This is a genomic window from Paenibacillus sp. Root444D2 (assembly GCF_001426375.1).
GTDB lineage: Bacteria > Bacillota > Bacilli > Paenibacillales > NBRC-103111 > Paenibacillus_E.
The window spans coordinates 312,120-329,412 of the sequence record NZ_LMEO01000045.1; the positions used below are offsets into that span (position 1 = coordinate 312,120).

Here is a 17,293-nt window from a genome sequence, read left to right on the forward strand (position 1 = left end):
ATCTTACTATGGGACGCAGCACGTAAACATGTGATTACTTTGAAGCTTCCTGTGTTTTCTTTGGATGAATTTCTTCCATTAAACGTAAAAAGCAGCCCTATTGGCTGCCCTAATCTCCATTCAATTTCTCGGCATCAACATAATGAGCCTCGTTCCCTGACCGATCTCGCTATCAATCTGTAAACCGTACTGCTCGCCGAACACCATCTGAATCCGACGGTGTACGTTAATGATACCGATGCCGCCGATCCCTTTCGTTGAGCCGCTCCCCCCGCTTTCATGATCCGCAAGCCGGTTTTCGCTAAGCTTCTCACGCAGCTCACGCAGCCTTGATTCGCTGATCCCCGCTCCGTTATCTTCTACACTGATCCAGAACGTCATATGGTCTTCGCCCGCTTGAATACGAATATAATGGCTGTCCTCCAGACCATCCGGGAAGGCATGCTGTAACGTATTTTCCACCAAAGGCTGAAGGGTCAGACGAACCATATTGCGAAGCAAATACGCGGGGTCAATGGCCACTTCGATATCGAACTCTCGGCCGATCCGGTGCTTCATCACGACTAGATAGTGCATGACATGCTTGAGTTCATTTGCGACTGTAATTTCTTCCAAGTGGGTCTGTACAGAATACCGAAGCATATACGCCAGTGCCTTCACGATCTCGGAGATTTCCTTACTGTCCTTAATAACAGCATAACAAACAATCGTTTCTAGCGTGTTATATAAAAAGTGAGGATTAATCTGAAGCTGCAGCGATTGAAACTCAGCTTTCTGGCGTTCGATCCGATTCTCCTTATCCCTCAACTCGGCCTGATACACTTCATCGACGAGCTCCGAAAGTCGACTGACCATCAGATTATACCGACTGATCAGCTCTACAATTTCGTCCCGGTGACTAGGCAGCGGCAGGATGACCCAGTTTCCTTTCTCTGTCTCACGCATAGCACTCTTCAATTTGCGAATCGGACCTGTTATTGACTTCCCGAACCGAATGGCTAACCACAAGGCGAGAATGAGTGTAAAGCTGCCAACGATAATGGTTGTAGTCCGTATCGTATCGGTGGGTTTGCGCAATTCATCTACAGGCATGGACACGACAAGCCGCCAATTGCCATAATTGGAACGACGGCTCATAAACATCCGCGACTTCTCATCCATCTTGGACGTAAATGCATGGGGACCCGCCTCGAGCACTTGTTGCCCAATCGCTTCCGGCATAGGTTCGCCGATCCGCTCTGGATCTGGATGATACACATAGTTTCCATTCCCGTCCGTAATGAAGAAATAACCATCGCTCTCCAAATCAATGCCCTTCCAAAGCTCCGAAAGCTCAGATGCTCTCAACTCAATAGCGAGAATACCCTTAAGTTCCGTTGAAGAAAGCCCTCGAATGCGACGGACGAGCGACAGTGTCTGATTTTTTTGATCTGGTAAAATACTATGATTCAGAACGCTTAAACTTCCATTCGCCGTCGTATTATTTTTAAAAAAGTCTAGCTGCTGCTGTATTTGTTCCTTCGCAAACGATCCCGCATTAATCCCATTATAAACATACATGGCATTTCCGTTGAAGCTGATCAAAAAAATGTCGGCAATTTCTGGATTTCTTATAAAAATAGGCTCGATGCCTACTTCTTTGACAAGTTTACGAAGCTCGTAATATGGATATCCGATCTCCCCTTCCGGCAGATCAATGAATCTTTTGACATCATTATTACTTAATAGAGACACCATCGAACGCTCATATGCGCGAATATACAGGTCTGTATGATACACGGCATTGCCTACGACCTGTGTCAACTGCTTTTCAACTAACTGTTCCAACTCTCGCGAAGAGGCTCTGTACGAAAAGTAACCAACACTAGTCAAGGAAATCATGATTACAACTAGATAAGACAGATACAGCTTTTGGTATAAATTAAAATTTTTCATTTAATCCCCATGGAGCTGCGGTATTCAGACGGGGACATCCCGTAAATTTTTTTGAACGTTTTTGTAAAATGAGGATAGTCGTCGTAACCTACTTCCGATGCGATATCAAATGTTCGCTTATGAGGAATGGAGAGCAAATCTCTCGCTTTCTCCATTCTTTTATGCATCCGGTAGCTCACGAACGTTTCGCCCGTCATCTTTCTAAACAGCGTACTGAAATAAGACGGGGTGATACCGACCAAGTCCGCAACCTCCGTTAAAGTAACTTCTACAGACAACCGAGTATCGATGAACACCTTGGCTTCTTCCATAGGATCCTTGTAATTTCCTTGCCGGGAATGTAGAAGTTCTTTCATTAACGTTCTCATGCGGCATTCAAATGCTAAGAACAGTTCCTCCTGCGTAGATGCGAGCAGCGGCTCCTGTAAACCTGACATGACAAATTGCTTCTTCGTTTGAAAATGGGTGTCCAGCAGAAGCAGCACTTCATCCAGTAGATGCTGCAGCTGATTGACTGTGAAGTGGCAGCAATGCTTTCTCCACTCCGCCAAGAGCCGGGTTATTTCATCAGTCTGAAGTGACCAGATACTCCCTTTCATCCGTTCAATCCACTCTATATACCCAGAAACGGATATAAAACCTTGCGATTGCAGCTTAAGAATCTGGTCGAACACATCGTGTAAATCAGGCGGTGTGACTGGTTTCAACAAATAGTGCTTAACCCCGTAAGACAGGCACTTCTGCGCATACTCAAAATCGTTATAACCGGAAATGACGACCTTAAGTAGATGAGGATGACTATCGTGCAGTTTTCGACAAAGCTCTAAACCGTCCATTTTCGGCATACGTATATCCGTAATGAGTAGATCCGGCTCCAAAAGTGCGATTCGCTCAATAGCCTCAACTCCATTAATTGCCGTTTCTATCGTTTGAAACGATTGTGTATATTGTTGTGCCATCTTCATCAGGCCGCTGCGAATGATCGGTTCATCATCTACAATCAATAATCTCATGCTTCAAGCCTCCACCTTTCAAACAGCGTAAACTACTCCTCAACTCCTCAATATAACATACAAATGAAGGGGATTCTCTGAAATCGTTATATGCCTCAGCTTCGAATTGAAGTTCAAGTAACTATCTTTGAAACCTACGGCTGCATCTGGAAAAATAAGATCCGTTTGTTTACTGCCTCGCGTTGAGCGAAGCATAATATCAAGCCGTCCTTCCGACACATCCCATTCCAAGGTGCACTCGACACTGCCCCGTGATAATAACGGACCCGCTTTTCCTTTTTTCCATCGTGTAGGCAGCGCTGGCAGAATATGAAGCTCGCCTGGAATTGAAAAGAGCAGCATCTCCTGGATGGCTGAAGTCCATCCCATATTCGCATCAATCTGCACGGGCGCCCAATCCATGTCGACACCGATCCCCATACCTCGCCAGTCATTATGCAGGGTGATCAGATTGTTCATGACACAAGAGCGGCTCAATGTCTCTAGACATTCAAGCGCTGAATCGCCTTGGCCCATTCGAGCATAATTGTTCGCCATATGCGCTAGCGACCAGCCTGACTGTTCTTTAAGCCCAAGACCCAAGCGTTTCTCTATCGATTTGACGAAGGCTTGGAAGAGAGCAGGATCACTCTCCCGCGTCACCTCAGTTCCGGGAAACACAGGGTACACATGCGATTCATGGCGGTGATGATCGTTATCCTCATAGAAGGGATGCATCCATTCTCTAACGGCTCCGTCTTCACTGATCTGATAGGGTGGAATGTGATCAAGCATATTCCGCCATGTCGGGATATCTTGCGTATACATCCCTGCTATCTGTGCCCCTTCGATAAGATGTGTCAACAGTTCCTTGGCAATAGCAAAGTCCATCGTCGCATTCATCGTTGTGCCCATCGACATGCCAGGACCTTTCCAATAATTCCCTGGCGTATTCTCTGGTGAATTCGACGGGGAACTCATCCAGTATCCGTCTTCACCCAGCGTCAAAAAGTCCTCATAGAACATAGCAGCTTCCCGCATGAACGGCAGCGCCCGATCTCGCAGGAAATCCAAATCTCCAGTATGCAAATAGTAGTCATAATAATGTTGGCTGACCCATCCCGCTCCCCCGGTCCAATGAACAATGTGCGCAGAGGTATGCTTCAAGAGTCCTGAACCCGGCACGCTTGGAGCCGGGATAAAGATGCCTCGGCAACCGTACAGCTGTCTGGCATTGACTCGGAAATCCTCCATCAGCCTTTCCATGTAGTTAAAGACTGCAAGCAGCAGTTCTGTCATATTGCCCGACAATGCCTGCCAATAGATCATTTGTAAATTTTCATTTACCATGTGAAACGCCCAAACTGCGTCATAATCGCCGCACCATAAGCCGTATAAGTGGCAGGGCTGCCCATCCGCACGCGAACTGGAGATCAGCAGGTATCGCCCATAAGCCCACATTTTCTCCATGAGAGCATCCGGTGTCTCTCCTTGATAGGCTTGCAGGAGCAGCTCTTCGTTTGACAGCTCCCGTCCATCCGCAGCTAAGTCAAATTCCATCCCCCGAAACAAGCGGCCATGCTCAATTACGTGATTTGAAAGCAGTGTTTCATAACAAGATGAGAGTCCTTTTAGCTCCTCATCCAATCTGCGCCATTCATTTGACCGGTCTCCATGGGCAAATAGCTTTATGATAATCAGAATAGAATCCGCAGCCTTCACGGTCAAGCCGTCCTGCCCAGCCCCTGTCTGTCCACCCTGACTTATGACGCGGGCGACGACGCCGAAATCGCTCCCATCCGTATTTTGTGCGGCATAATAGATCATATCTCCCGTACATGTCATTTCTTCGCTATCGGGAAACACAATTCCTGGCTTCCGAAAGTCCCGTTTATCATGAAGCTGCATACGCAGCCGCGCATCAATGGATTGCGGTCCCCATTTACGGATTTCAACCACAACCGCATCCTCTGTTCGGGATACAAACAATCTCCGTTCATACCGGGTGTCGCCATCTGTCCACCCTACCGACACTTCGCCTGTCTCCATTTGAAGCGTTCGCTTATAGGAACGAAAAGCTTGGCGCAAGGGCATGAATATCTTAAAATCCCCTAACGGCAGCGGGGAATCTAACTTTGGACGATACCCCTGCTCTTTAAGGGCATCTGGCAGCAATTTTTCAGCTTCAGGAGCTTGACCTTCATTCAGCAAGCTGCGTACTTCTGGCAATCGATCGCTAACATCCGGCAGCTGCAATGTTTCTCCGCCCCACCACAAGTCTTCGTGGTTCAGAAGAATCGTCTCTTCATGAACCCCGCCGTAGACAGCCGCTCCAATCCTCCCGTTACCGGAAGGCAGTGCTTCCCGCCATAAAGAACGCCACCAGGAAGCCGGGTAGTTCATGGTGATGAGATGCTTCGTATTCATAGATTCGTTTCCTCCTTGTTTATGTGTATAAAGAATAGAAAGTATTTGTTCGGGGAACCCGTCCAAATACTTTCTATCGTCGCGATTAGCAGCTTAGCCTCGATTATTCGAAACGATCACACCTGAGCCCTTTTTATAACGCTCAGCTGCTTCTTTCAAAATATCGTTACCGCCTTTGCTCTTGTATTCTTCAATAACTTTCGGCCAGTCTGATATCGGCTCTTTCCCATAAATCATTTTGATCATATGGTCGATGATCTGTTTAGGACCAACATCATCTCCAAGCGGCGCCAAATCTGGATATCTGGAGAAGGATTCAAGTCCTGGTACAAATCGGACTGATCCTAAACCTTCTTTGGAAACAACCGTATCCAAATACTGCATCATATCGCGGCCTTCTGGCGTCAGCTCTTCTCTGGCTTTATTGTACTTGGCATCATGGACGAACCAGAACATGCCGCGAAATCCGTCCTCATCGATCTCCTCTGGTTTGGTTGGCGGCGTAAACTTAACCTTGCCATTCTCCATAGTGTACGTTTCACCCTCGATGCCGAAAGAGAAATATTTTTCTGCTTCCGGTGTCGTCATCCATTCAAAGAATTGAATGATTTTAATGGCTTTGTCCTTCGATAACTTACTATTCAAGTAGTAGGATGTATTAATACTGGAATAAAGCAAGTGACCTCCTCGGTTCTCAGGCCCTCGCGGGGATGGAATAATGTCAATTTTCGCTGCGGGTACGGCCGTTTTAACTTTATTACGGTAATTGGACAATCCCTGCGCGTTGGCTGACCACATCCCAACTTTGCCGGATTCGATGTTTTTCCCATAATCGGTCGAGGATATAGAAGCAAAATCCTTCGGAATTAAACCTTCATCGAACATTGTTTTGTAGGTTTGAAGCGCTTTCGACATATTCTCTACATCAAAAAATTTCGGTACTACCTGGTCTCCCTGTACCTCGAATTGGGAGGGAAGGACATCAAACGCTCCCAGCAAGGTATCCGCATATTTAAAGTTTTCGCGCAATTGGTAGGGGTTTTCAACCCCTAGCTTTTTAAAGGCTCGCATTACATTCAAGAAATCATCCACCGTTTTTGGTGCCGGCAGGCCCGTTTGAGCGAGCAGATCAGCTCGAATGAAAGTCGCACGCCTTGATGGATTGGACAACCAAGAAGGAATCCCATAGATTTTTCCGTTGAAGCTCGTTTCTTGCCATGCCTCCTTCGGTACCGCTTTCATAATATTCGGAGCATATTGCTTTAGCAGGTCATCTAGCGGCATGAACACACCGGCTTCAACGGAGCCAGACATGCCTTTTGTGGTAGCGCCTCCAACATTTTGCACGACATCGGGAATCTCGTTAGATGCAAACATCAGAGACATTTTGGAATCAAAGTCTTTGAGAGGAATCATCCGGAGATCTAAATCCGCTTTGGTTAACTCCTCGAGTTTCATAACCCACTTTTCTTTATTGACATCCGCAGATTTTTCAGCATATTTATTCCCTGATGTCGTAACCGACATTGAAAATTTCAACTTTTCGTTTCCCTTAGCTGCGTCACCGTTTTTCTTTTCTGTGACTTCCCCGCTGCATCCTGAAATTACGCTGATTGCCAAGACACCGAGCCACACTTTACCCCATATTTGCTTCACGCGTCCACCTCTTTTTCAAATATTTCACAAGTTTCACTTGGTTATTCCTATCTTAATCTTCTCAATAACCAATAGGCATGTATTTTTTTACACTACTCTTGTGTTTCTTTTGGAAAAAGGACTGACAGTGGGGTCTGTTCCTCTCTTCCTTAGGAAGTAAAACAATAGACGGGCGTACTAACGATACATCCTCGTTCATCTGTGATTTGAATGAAATAAGCCGAAGTTTCTTCCTCAAGGATCGCATGAATTTCATTTGAGGCATTGTCGATATATGCTTCTTTGATGAGCCATTCCACCTCGAACCAGTTCGAGGTATTGGAAGCATATCGTAATTCAGCCTTCACCACTGGAATTTCCGAGGCAAACGCGACCTTCACCCTAAGCCCAATCATTTCTTGCTGCGAAATCTGAGGGAGTGCCAGACCTCCCCGTGTTAGTTGATCCGCGAACGTATAAATTTCTTGCGGCTTCCACCCCGCTGCGTGGGAATGTCTCAAACCAAAGTGAATGCTAAGGCTCGAATGGTTCACACCACGCTGCGCCGCTTGATAAGATTTGCTGAACAAGTGAAGCGGAAAATGAGGATCGTGGCTCCAGTTCACCCATAGCATCGGGATAGAAATGCGATCGAAATAAGCGGACGGGTCCCACGTTTGTTTCATCTTTTGGGCGACGTCTGCAGGCATCTTAGCAAAACTTTGACCATATTTATTGCTCGCCTCGTATAAATATCCGCATCCATACACAGGAATGGCAAATGAAAAGCGTTCGTCTACTCCGGCCACGATACTGGTGACGATTCCTCCCCAAGAAATCCCGTGAACACCGACTTTATCCTTATCAACGACATCGAAGGAACGTAGAAAGGAGTGGGCTAGAATGACATCGGCCACCGCATGATACATCCATTGATCTTCCATAGGAAGCTCATAATCTGCGAATTCTCCTTGTCGGGACGGTCCACTCCAATCGTGTCCAGGCCTCAAGCCATCGCTGTTCTTCTCGACACCTACGTGCCCTTCTAAATCCATCGCTATGGCGGCATATCCCTTATCCAGCCAAATCTGTACCCATTCTTTGAACGCGGTTCCCCCTCCGCCGTGCACCAAAACCACACCCGGGACCTTGGCATTCAAGGTTGACTCGGGTATGGCATAATAAGCAAAAACGCGGGTCTGCTTTCCTTGATAAGGAAGTCCTTCATAAAATATCGCCTTGATATCTCCCTCGTCCATATCAGCAACAGGAAACACGCGCACCGCTTGATCGAGAGTTTCGAGATTCCATGGCAGAGAAGGGTTATTGGCGTGCTGCTTATTGGGATCCATCCGATGCATCTCCTTTCCCCATTCCAAATTATTATCGAGCTATCAAAGAAAGCTTTGCAGATTGCAGGCCAACCGATGTGCCCGTTACAACAATTTCTCCAGACATTGCGCTGGCTTGAATTAACAATAGACAATACCCGTTAAAGACTCGTCGACGACTCGCCTTATCCGGTTCATGACTGCTAGGATTACCATTTCCAACTCCCAAAATGGTTCCAGCCCCCTCCACAGCAAAAACTACTTCATTATCAGCGATTGGAACAACACGGCCCTGCTCGTCTCGAATCGATACTTTGACTAGCGCGATGTCTGTTCCATCTGCATGAATTTCCATTCGATCCGGCTCCATATGAATAATGTATGGCGCATCAACGGTTTGAATCTTTTTCACAGCGAATTGAACGCCTTCCTTGTAGGCAATTGCGACGAGCTCGCCAGGTTCATAAGGGACTTTCCATTCCAAATGCCCCGCTTTGACCATTATTTTATCCCCAAGGCTCCGTCCATTCAATGTAAGCTCTACATGATCACCATTGGTATATACCCATACTTCAATCAACTCGCCAACTTTTTCTCCCCAATTCCAATGCGGCATAAGATGAATCATCGGCTCATCCGTCCATACGGATTTGAGATAATAATAAACATCCTTCGGAAATCCACACGTGTCCATGATACCAAAATGCGAATTAATACAGGGCCATCTGTATGGAGACGGTTCTCCCCTGTAATCGAAACCTGTCCAAAGGAAAATGCCTGTCAAGAATGGATTCTCCAGAAGGTCATTCCACGCCTTTTCCACCGTGCAAGACCATGAAGGCATTAACATCCCCTCAAAAGCAGGACAATACCCTCTCTCCGTATCAACCTCGTAGATTCCACGAGTCGTTGTACTGCTTGCGCTCTCACTACCTATCATGATCCGTGATGTGTAGGTATGATGATCCGTTACATCCTGATTTTTTCTCTGTCCGTAATTATAGCCTACAATGTCCACTTGATCGCTGTACCCCTCACCATTCCACCCATGATTCATGGCCGCAAGTGTGGGTCGTGTCGAATCTAGTTTGCGAGTCACATTAGCTAGCGATCTGAGAATTCGGGCACCTGTGACCTTCCCTTCCAATATTTCTTCATTCTCCATACACCATAAAATTATCGAAGGATGATTGCGATCCCTTAGAATCATGCTCTTCAGATCGGCAATCCCTTCAGGAGAGCTGTCCAGCTTGCGGTTCTCATCGATGACCATCAGACCTAGCCTGTCGCAAATATCGAGTAATTCTGGGGTCGGCGGATGATGAGCGCTTCTGTAAGCATTGCAGCCCATTTCCTTCAACAATTGAATCTTATATACAATAACCCGGTCTGGTAAAGCAACCCCGACACCGGCGAAATCTTGATGGTTGCAAGTTCCTTTGATGAGAGTCGGCTTCCCATTTAAAATAAAACCATTTCTCGTAAATTCAATGGTACGTATACCAAAGGTCGTTTCATACGTATCGACGAGGATATCTCTCATCCTCACTTCCGTAATCAGCTTATAAAGGTAAGGATGATCCGGTGACCAAAGCTTTGGGAATCCTACAGATAGGGATTGTTTGACTTCACTTTGATCAAGCCATGAAACTATCACTTTGTCGGAGATAGAAGCGATGATTTCACCCTCAGCATTTACAATTGTAGATTTGAGTTCACACGTCCGATCTTCCTCGTACTCGTTATGCAAGACAGTGCGTATGACAACATCTGCTGCCTGCTCCGTCACATGAGGTGTCGTTACGTAAGTCCCACAATGCGCAACGTGCAGCTGGTCTGTTTTCTGCAACCATATATGTCGGTAAATACCGCCGCCTTCATACCACCAGCCTTCGTACCGCGTGGCATCCACCTTAACCACAATCACGTTATTTCCTTCATCACCGTAACGTATAATATCCGAAATATCGTAATGAACTCCGGTATACCCACTGTTGTGTGTACCGATAAGATGTCCATTGAGCCAAACGGTGCTAACGCCCATTACACCATCGAAATGTATACTTATCTTTTTCCCATAGTCTTGGGAAGGAATAGCGAACATTTTCCGGTAAAAGCCAATACCCGTGGGCAAATAGCCATGGCTCCCCGGCCGACTTCCTAAGTTCGGATCATTCACCACATTCCCTTCAACGACCCAATCATGAGGAATATGAACCCTGCTCCAATCCTTAGGGATGGGTATTTCTCCTGAATCCTTGTCCACAAATGCGATTTCAAGCCATTCCCCGTCCTCCGGCTTCCCGTTGTCTGTGATACCTCCAGTCTTCCCTGCTTTTACGGCATACTTCATCGCAATGTCACCCTTGTGGAAAAACCAATCCCGATCGAAATTTTCTCTAACTCTTGATGGTTGAAATTCCATGTAGACGCCTCTTTCTCGAATGTTTAATTCTGTCATATAATTTTATTGATAATTATAAAACGATATAAATCGATCAACAATAATAGGATATTTATGGTAATATAACAATATTAATATACGAAAATAGAGAGTGATCGGGATGAAACATTTTTTCTGGAACGTATTAACCGATATCGACTTTAATTTGCCCCTCTATATCGTCTCAACCGGATACTGGGTTAATCAGCCTCAAGTCATAAGAAAAACAGGATATAAGGGATATCAATGGATTCAATGCTTTGAGGGACAAGGGATGCTTGAGATCGCGGGAAAATCAACCACACTATCCAAAGGTCAAGGAATGCTGCTCTACCCGGGGGTCCCTCACCGTTATTATCCTGTTATTGAGCCATGGACGGTTCAATGGGTTGAATTTAACGGCAATTTCGCCGAATCTCTCCTTCGCTCTTTGCATTTCCATGAATCCATCGTGCTTTACATTTCTAAACCTGAGATTTTACAAGCAAGAATCAATGAAATTAATCATCTATACAGCCTTCGGAAATATTTATCGAGCTATGATGGCTCCCAGCTGCTTTATGGCATACTATTGGAATTATTTCGATATACATCCACATCGGACAACCGCTCCAATCATGATCAATATGAACACTTAAAACCGGTTATTGACTATATTGCCAATCATTTTGACAAGCCCATCACCCTTCAGGATTTAGCAAACCAATTAGCGGTAACCCCGCATTATACATGTGTTTTATTTCAACAAACGTTAGGCACAAGGCCCTTCGAGTACATCAATCGTTTCCGTATCCAAAAAGCCAAAGAGTTCCTTCAGCAATTTCCTGATTTGGAGGTTAAGTTTATTTCCGAGAAGGTCGGTTTTGAAAGTCCGAGTTATTTTATTAAACTATTTAAAAAAAGCGAGGGAATTACGCCAAACACCTTTAGAAAAACGCACTCAATCAAGTCATAAATAATAAACAGTAAAAAAAGCGTATCCTGCCATCATCACGGCAATATACGCTTTTTGCTATTTGTCTACGAAATCGTTTAATACAGATGATACTGCTGTTTCATCTGTGCGAATTCCCGACTTTCGTCCCGAAATTGTTCCAACAACACCGAAACCTCTAACGGATCTTCACGGTACAACTTATCCCCGCACAATAAATCAATAAAAGGCCTGGACCCCTCTTTAAGAGGCGGCAGGAAAGAAAATTGTTCATAGTTACGCTTAATGGTATACATCAATGTGATCGCTGTTTCCAATGGCCGAATCGCTCGGGTATCCAACGCATGAAGCTGAACGCCGCTGCATGACTCTCCCTGAAATTTGGAAAAGGTCGGCTTAAAATAGACCGGACGGAAAACGACTCCAGGCAGTTTCTTACGGTTCATGTCATCCGCCAGTTGTTGAGCGTCGATGAACGGGGCTCCTACGATTTCAAAAGGAACTGTGGTTCCTCTTCCTTCCGACATATTGGTGCCTTCAAATATACAGGTTCCTGGATACAGCAAAGCCGTGTCAAACCGGGGAATGCCCAAAGAGGGCATCACCCAGTGCCGATCGGTATCGCCGAACTGCATCTCCCGCTCCCAGCCCTCAGCACGTATCACATGCAGATCACAATGCCAGTTCATCTGATCGTTAGCCATAGTGGCCACCTCACCTACAGTTAGACCGTAACGCACACAAAGCGGATAATTGCCAACAAAAGATTGATAGTCCTGCTTTAAAATGTTACCTTCTACCGTCACCCCGTCCAGTGGGTTGATCCGGTCCAAAATGACAAATGGCTTGCCTGCTTTCGCACAATCTTCCAGAGCATACAGCATCGTATAAATAAAAGTGTAGTATCGTGTGCCCACATCCTGAATATCATAGACGACCATATCTACCTCATTCAGCATTTCCTGACTCATGCGCTTGGAATCCTTACTGTACAAGCTATACACCGGTACCTGTGTGATTGGGTCCAGATACGTTTCTACCATAGCGCCTGCTGCTTGATCTCCACGCACACCATGTTCCGGTGAAAACAGGGCTGTGAGATTGAAATTCTCATGCAAAATTTGAATGGTGGAAACGAAGTCATTGGTTAAGCCGGTAGGTGCCGTAATTAGTCCCAATCGTTTCCCTTTAAATAGATGAGTGTACTGCTCAATGCAATCGATACCGTTTCTGATCATAGCTGCCTCCTACTTTTTGTTTGATAAAAGAAAAACGAATTATGCCATCCTAGGTGAGTAGTTGATGCCGAGCAAATTTTGACGCGCTCGAATCCTGGGTACGCGTTATAGCACCGCGCATGGCGGTGGTCAACTCAACTTCGCCCAAGATATTTGGTCAACCCCACTTTTCGCCTAAGATATCTTGCTCCTCCCTGAAATGTTGTACGTTGTACAACAATAGACAAGAGAATCCACGAAATCCTCGCGAATGTTGCAGAAAATACAACAATTTTAACCAAAAGTAACCTTTTAGCGAGAAATATGGCTAAATTGTTGTACACCGTACAACAGTTTCAGCTTATCCTGAAGAAACTGAGGAGAATTGTTGTATGAAGTACAACTTGCCTACCTATTTCCTAACTACTAACCCCAAGCTCCTACTTACTACTTAACTACTTACTACTTACTACTTACTACTTACTACTTACTACTTACTGACAACTGACTACTGACTTCTGACTTCTGACTTCTAACTTCTAACTTCTGACTACTAACTCCTACCTCTACTTCTCTTCCAACATCTAACTTCTAACAACAAACTACTAACTCCCACTTTCCCCACTCACTTCCCCTACAAACCAGAAAACAAAAAACAGAATCATCACTTTACCGAGTGATTATCTATGTAAAATTCCCTTATGCCATGTTGCAAACTATGCAAATCGAAGGTCATCTACCCTTTACCCATCCCCAAATTGAGAAAACCTCCAACGAGACCATTCAAGAATGAGCGGCCGCGTGTAGAGGTTGGTTTTATTTTTTATAATTCAGTTTGGATGACACGCATATTTTCTTCTGGAATCATGAAGGTTTGTGCATATTGCTTTCTGGCTTCAATCCCGCGGACACGCATTAAATGCTTGTAGTATTCCAGGTACTGGAAGGACTTGCTGCCTGTTACGAACCAGTGCGTGGAGACGGCCTTCACCCATAGATCGAAGGCTTCTTGGTCATAGTCGACGTACACATACGGACGATAGTCGACGGCGTCCTCCCAGTTCTCGGCATAATACAATCTTTGCGCGAAATGCGCGGGAAGCTCTCGCTCAAACGTCGGCAAGGCGGCAAAATAGCGGGCATCATTGACGATGCGGTGCGTAGTCATATGATCCTTGTGCATGCTGTTCTTCCAATGTGTAATAATAACGTTGGGACGAACTTGACGAATGACATCGCATACGCGAAAACGCATGTCCTGATCATCCTGCAGCTCACCGTCAGGAATATCGTCGAATACGAACGCTTCCCCGCCCAGCATCTCGGCAAAGGTTTTCGCCTCATTCACTTTCTGCACGCGATATTCGGCCATATCTTGTCCTGCCGGAACGCCGCGTTCACCTGCTGTCAGCGCTAGGGTCGCAATGCGGTCACCTTTCAAAAAGTGACTTGCCAGTACCCCTCCTGCCGTTAATTCGGCATCCCCAACATGTCCACCGATAGCCAGAATCGTTAACTTTTGCTCGCTCACTCACACAAACTCCCTTCTCATAACAGAAAATTGTTTGACGGTTGTAAAGCCTGCCTTCTCGTAAATGCGGATAGCCGGATTCGTACTACCCGTATAGAGCGACATGTAGTCGGTTCCGATCGAACGAAAAGCTTCACATAACTTAAAGAATAAAATGCTGCCTAACCCGTGTCCCTCATGATCAGGAAGCACGCCGATCCCAGCAAAATAACCCCGGCCGTTGTCCTGACGGATGACCGGACCAGCAAATCCGATAACCTTGCCTTTATATGCAGCAATAACGACCGGCACACCTTCTGCCGTGCTCTGCCCAATTTCCCTCTGCCATAAAAGATTATTAAATCCATTCAGCATTTCATCCACGCCATCATGCTTTTCCGGGTCGAACAATTCCACTGTGTAGCCATCAACTGCGGCCTTATTTTCCTTGGCTCTGATATCCTCTGGTATGGTGAAACCGTCCAGCTTCAAATACATGGCGCACTCTATGGCGCGTTCCACATACCCTGCCTGCAGCAAAAATGCATACAATTTACTTTCAATCGGCACGCCCGGAGCATTGTTATGCTCATGCTTCGGTGTCCCCGGTATATACCACGGCAATAACATCGGATTAAAAAATAAGACATCGCCTTGCTTTTTTCCCAGCTGCTGAAAGCGACGCTCCAAAGCGATAAGCATGCCTTGATAGTTCTCATCGGTTTTGTCGTCTTCAGCTAAAACAATGCAGGTGATGTATCCCGCCACTTCCCCAAGCGGCAGATCTTCCCCTGTGCAGCCGCAGGCAAAGCCTTTGACTTCATTTTGTTCCAGTAACACAAAAGCATTTTGACTATCAAAATAAGGGTTGGCCGTGAAGATACGCTCAAAGGTTTGTTCGGTAAGCTCCTTGTAGCCTTCTTTCACGGCTTCTTCATTCCATAAGTCAATGACCGCCTGACGATATTGTTGATCCCAAGACACAATCATGCTGAAGTTATACCTCCCCCGCGCGCGGCTAGTATTAACCCTTCACCGCACCAACCGTTACACCTTCTAAGAAATACTTTTGCAAGCTGAAGAAAAGAATAAACATCGGCAGTGCAGAGATCGTAGCACCCGCCATCATCGGCGCGATAAACGTCGTATTGGCGAAGCGGAAGTTTTTGAGTCCAACTTGGATCGTCTGCATATCCATCGTATTGGTCACAAGAAGCGGCCAGAAGAATGTGTTCCAGCTATCCATAAACGTTAGAATCGCCATGACGGCGAGTACGGTTTTGGACAAAGGCAGAATGATTCTCCAATAGATCGTGAACTGGCTGCACCCTTCGATCTTGGCGCTTTCCATAATCTCGTTCGGGATGCTGCTCATAAATTGTTTAGCCAGAAAAATATTATATACCGTAACGATACCCGGCATAATTAACGCGCTGTACGTATTTTGCAGCTCGAACACGTTAACAACCAGAATATACAAAGGAACTTGCGTAACTTGGTAAGGAATCATCATCGAGACAAGCAGCACAGCAAACAGCACGCCTCTCCCTTTAAAACGAAGTTTAGAAAATGCATAACCGGCCATGCTGGCAAAAATAACATTGGACACCATCACGGTAGTCGCCACGATCAGAGAGTTCAAAATCCAACGATACGAATACTCACTGTAATCAAAGAAAAATTTAAAGGAAGCGAATGTAAACTTGCTTGGTAAAATGGAGTAGCTCACCGCTCCGGCCTCAACCGGATCAGCAAAGGATGAAATGACCATGAAATAGATCGGAAATATCGTCGCCAAAGCAAAAAGTAGAAGGGCGATAAAAATGATTGAATTACGTATGGTTTTTACTCTAGGTTTTCCTGCATGATTGCTGTATAAAGCCATTTTTTATCCCCCGCTCTTAATACTCGACGTCTTTCCCTGCATATTTGAACTGAATAACCGAAATTCCCGCGATAATAACAGCTAGAATCAGCGATTGCGCCGCGGCTTTACCGAATTCAAAGTAAGTAAATGCATTATTGAAAATCAGCAGACCCACCATGGTAGTCGCATTGTTCGGACCGCCACCGGTCATGAGGTACGCGTTTTGGAACACTTGGAAAGAACCGATAACACCCGTTACCAAAAGGAATAATGTAGCTGGTTTCAAAGAAGGAACAACGATGTGCCACAGCTTTTGAAAAAAGTTCGCTCCGTCCATTTCCGCTGCCTCGTAATACGTATCATCAATACCGAGTAGACCGGCCAGGTAGATGATAATGCTTGTGCCATGACTGGACAACCAGGACATCAGAACCAAAGAAAACATCGCTGTTTTGCTTGATCCGAGCCAGTTCTGATTGGTAAAGCCAAAGAAATGAATGAACTGATTCAAAATTCCGCCTTCCATTGGATCGAAGATCCAAAGCCATACGACGGATAAAGCAACACCTGAAGCCACAACAGGCAAGTAATAGACACCTTTGAAAAAGCCCTGCGTTTTTTTCCTGAGTGGCAGAATTAATATAGCGATTACCATGGACAAGAACAAGTTAACAGGTACTGTCAAAAGCGTATAGACGACGGTATTGCGCATGGCTTGCCAAAACAAACCATCTTTCACTGTAGAGACATAATTGTCGAATCCAACATAGGTGGAACCAAGAGGCTTGTATTCTTGGAGACTAATGATAAACGCGCTTACGACCGGGTATGCGGTGAACATCGCAAAAACGACCAAAGCCACAGCAATGAATGCATATCCCCACGCACCTTCTCCTTTGATTCTCCTTCTTTTCATCGGTTTAGCGATATTCGTTGCCATACTCTAACCCCCAAACCCCGTTTCAGAAAACTCGGATTAAAATAGTTCGGATAGCCGCGTAA

The 17,293-nt window shown here is 45.6% G+C and carries 12 protein-coding genes; 1 reads left to right on the forward strand and 11 read right to left on the reverse strand.

The genetic code is table 11. The features are described 5' to 3' along the window. Window positions 1-120: 120 nt before the first annotated feature. The 6 genes from ASD40_RS22995 to galA form a co-directional block, all read right to left on the reverse strand. The gene (locus ASD40_RS22995) at window positions 121-1,935 is read right to left on the reverse strand and encodes a sensor histidine kinase (protein ID WP_057305487.1); all 1,815 of its coding nucleotides are present in this window, start codon (window positions 1,933-1,935) and stop codon (window positions 121-123) included. Continuing rightward, complete coding sequence (locus ASD40_RS23000) at window positions 1,932-2,948, reverse strand: response regulator (RefSeq protein ID WP_057305488.1); 1,017 nt, start codon at window positions 2,946-2,948, stop codon at window positions 1,932-1,934. Before ASD40_RS23000 ends, ASD40_RS22995 begins: the two co-directional genes overlap by 4 nt. Before the next feature lie 39 nt (window positions 2,949-2,987). Then, complete coding sequence (locus ASD40_RS23005; RefSeq protein ID WP_057305489.1) at window positions 2,988-5,354, reverse strand: glycoside hydrolase family 95 protein; 2,367 nt, start codon at window positions 5,352-5,354, stop codon at window positions 2,988-2,990. A gap of 93 nt (window positions 5,355-5,447) precedes the next feature. Then, window positions 5,448-7,010, reverse strand: coding sequence for an extracellular solute-binding protein (locus ASD40_RS23010; protein WP_057305490.1), 1,563 nt, complete (start codon window positions 7,008-7,010; stop codon window positions 5,448-5,450). Window positions 7,011-7,159: 149 nt separating this feature from the next. Continuing rightward, window positions 7,160-8,341, reverse strand: coding sequence for an alpha/beta hydrolase family protein (locus ASD40_RS23015; RefSeq protein ID WP_057305491.1), 1,182 nt, complete (start codon window positions 8,339-8,341; stop codon window positions 7,160-7,162). A 31-nt stretch (window positions 8,342-8,372) separates the two neighbouring features. Beyond that, the gene (galA, locus tag ASD40_RS23020; RefSeq protein WP_057305492.1) at window positions 8,373-10,745 is read right to left on the reverse strand and encodes a beta-galactosidase GalA; all 2,373 of its coding nucleotides are present in this window, start codon (window positions 10,743-10,745) and stop codon (window positions 8,373-8,375) included. Window positions 10,746-10,884: 139 nt separating this feature from the next. Here galA and ASD40_RS23025 point away from each other — a divergent pair, with 139 nt between their 5' ends. Then, a complete protein-coding gene (locus ASD40_RS23025; RefSeq protein ID WP_057305493.1) occupies window positions 10,885-11,718 on the forward strand; it encodes a helix-turn-helix transcriptional regulator in 834 nt (277 codons plus the stop codon). Window positions 11,719-11,795: 77 nt separating this feature from the next. Here the strand turns inward: ASD40_RS23025 and ASD40_RS23030 are convergent, their stop codons facing one another. The 5 genes from ASD40_RS23030 to ASD40_RS23050 form a co-directional block, all read right to left on the reverse strand. Beyond that, window positions 11,796-12,935, reverse strand: a complete 1,140-nt coding sequence (locus ASD40_RS23030; protein WP_057305494.1) for an exo-beta-N-acetylmuramidase NamZ family protein — start codon at window positions 12,933-12,935, stop codon at window positions 11,796-11,798. Window positions 12,936-13,737: 802 nt separating this feature from the next. Then, a complete protein-coding gene (locus ASD40_RS23035; protein ID WP_057305495.1) occupies window positions 13,738-14,445 on the reverse strand; it encodes a PIG-L deacetylase family protein in 708 nt (235 codons plus the stop codon). After that, window positions 14,446-15,414, reverse strand: a complete 969-nt coding sequence (locus ASD40_RS23040) for a GNAT family N-acetyltransferase (protein ID WP_057305496.1) — start codon at window positions 15,412-15,414, stop codon at window positions 14,446-14,448. It abuts the gene before it with no gap. A gap of 34 nt (window positions 15,415-15,448) precedes the next feature. Then, a complete protein-coding gene (locus tag ASD40_RS23045) occupies window positions 15,449-16,309 on the reverse strand; it encodes a carbohydrate ABC transporter permease (protein ID WP_057305497.1) in 861 nt (286 codons plus the stop codon). 16 nt (window positions 16,310-16,325) lie between these two features. Continuing rightward, on the reverse strand, window positions 16,326-17,231 hold the full coding sequence (locus ASD40_RS23050) for a carbohydrate ABC transporter permease (protein ID WP_057305498.1): 906 nt from the start codon (window positions 17,229-17,231) through the stop codon (window positions 16,326-16,328). Window positions 17,232-17,293 lie beyond the last annotated feature (62 nt).

Excerpts from the sequence above, each read along its gene's own strand:
- ASD40_RS22995 (WP_057305487.1), bottom strand. The coding sequence starts at position 1,935 with ATGAAAAATTTTAATTTATACCAAAAGCTGTATCTGTCTTATCTAGTT.
- ASD40_RS23000 (WP_057305488.1), bottom strand. The coding sequence starts at position 2,948 with ATGAGATTATTGATTGTAGATGATGAACCGATCATTCGCAGCGGCCTG.
- ASD40_RS23005 (WP_057305489.1), bottom strand. The coding sequence starts at position 5,354 with ATGAATACGAAGCATCTCATCACCATGAACTACCCGGCTTCCTGGTGG.
- ASD40_RS23015 (WP_057305491.1), bottom strand. The coding sequence starts at position 8,341 with ATGGATCCCAATAAGCAGCACGCCAATAACCCTTCTCTGCCATGGAAT.
- galA (WP_057305492.1), bottom strand. The coding sequence starts at position 10,745 with ATGGAATTTCAACCATCAAGAGTTAGAGAAAATTTCGATCGGGATTGG.
- ASD40_RS23025 (WP_057305493.1), top strand. The coding sequence starts at position 10,885 with ATGAAACATTTTTTCTGGAACGTATTAACCGATATCGACTTTAATTTG.
- ASD40_RS23030 (WP_057305494.1), bottom strand. The coding sequence starts at position 12,935 with ATGATCAGAAACGGTATCGATTGCATTGAGCAGTACACTCATCTATTT.
- ASD40_RS23040 (WP_057305496.1), bottom strand. The coding sequence starts at position 15,414 with ATGATTGTGTCTTGGGATCAACAATATCGTCAGGCGGTCATTGACTTA.
- ASD40_RS23045 (WP_057305497.1), bottom strand. The coding sequence starts at position 16,309 with ATGGCTTTATACAGCAATCATGCAGGAAAACCTAGAGTAAAAACCATA.
- ASD40_RS23050 (WP_057305498.1), bottom strand. The coding sequence starts at position 17,231 with ATGGCAACGAATATCGCTAAACCGATGAAAAGAAGGAGAATCAAAGGA.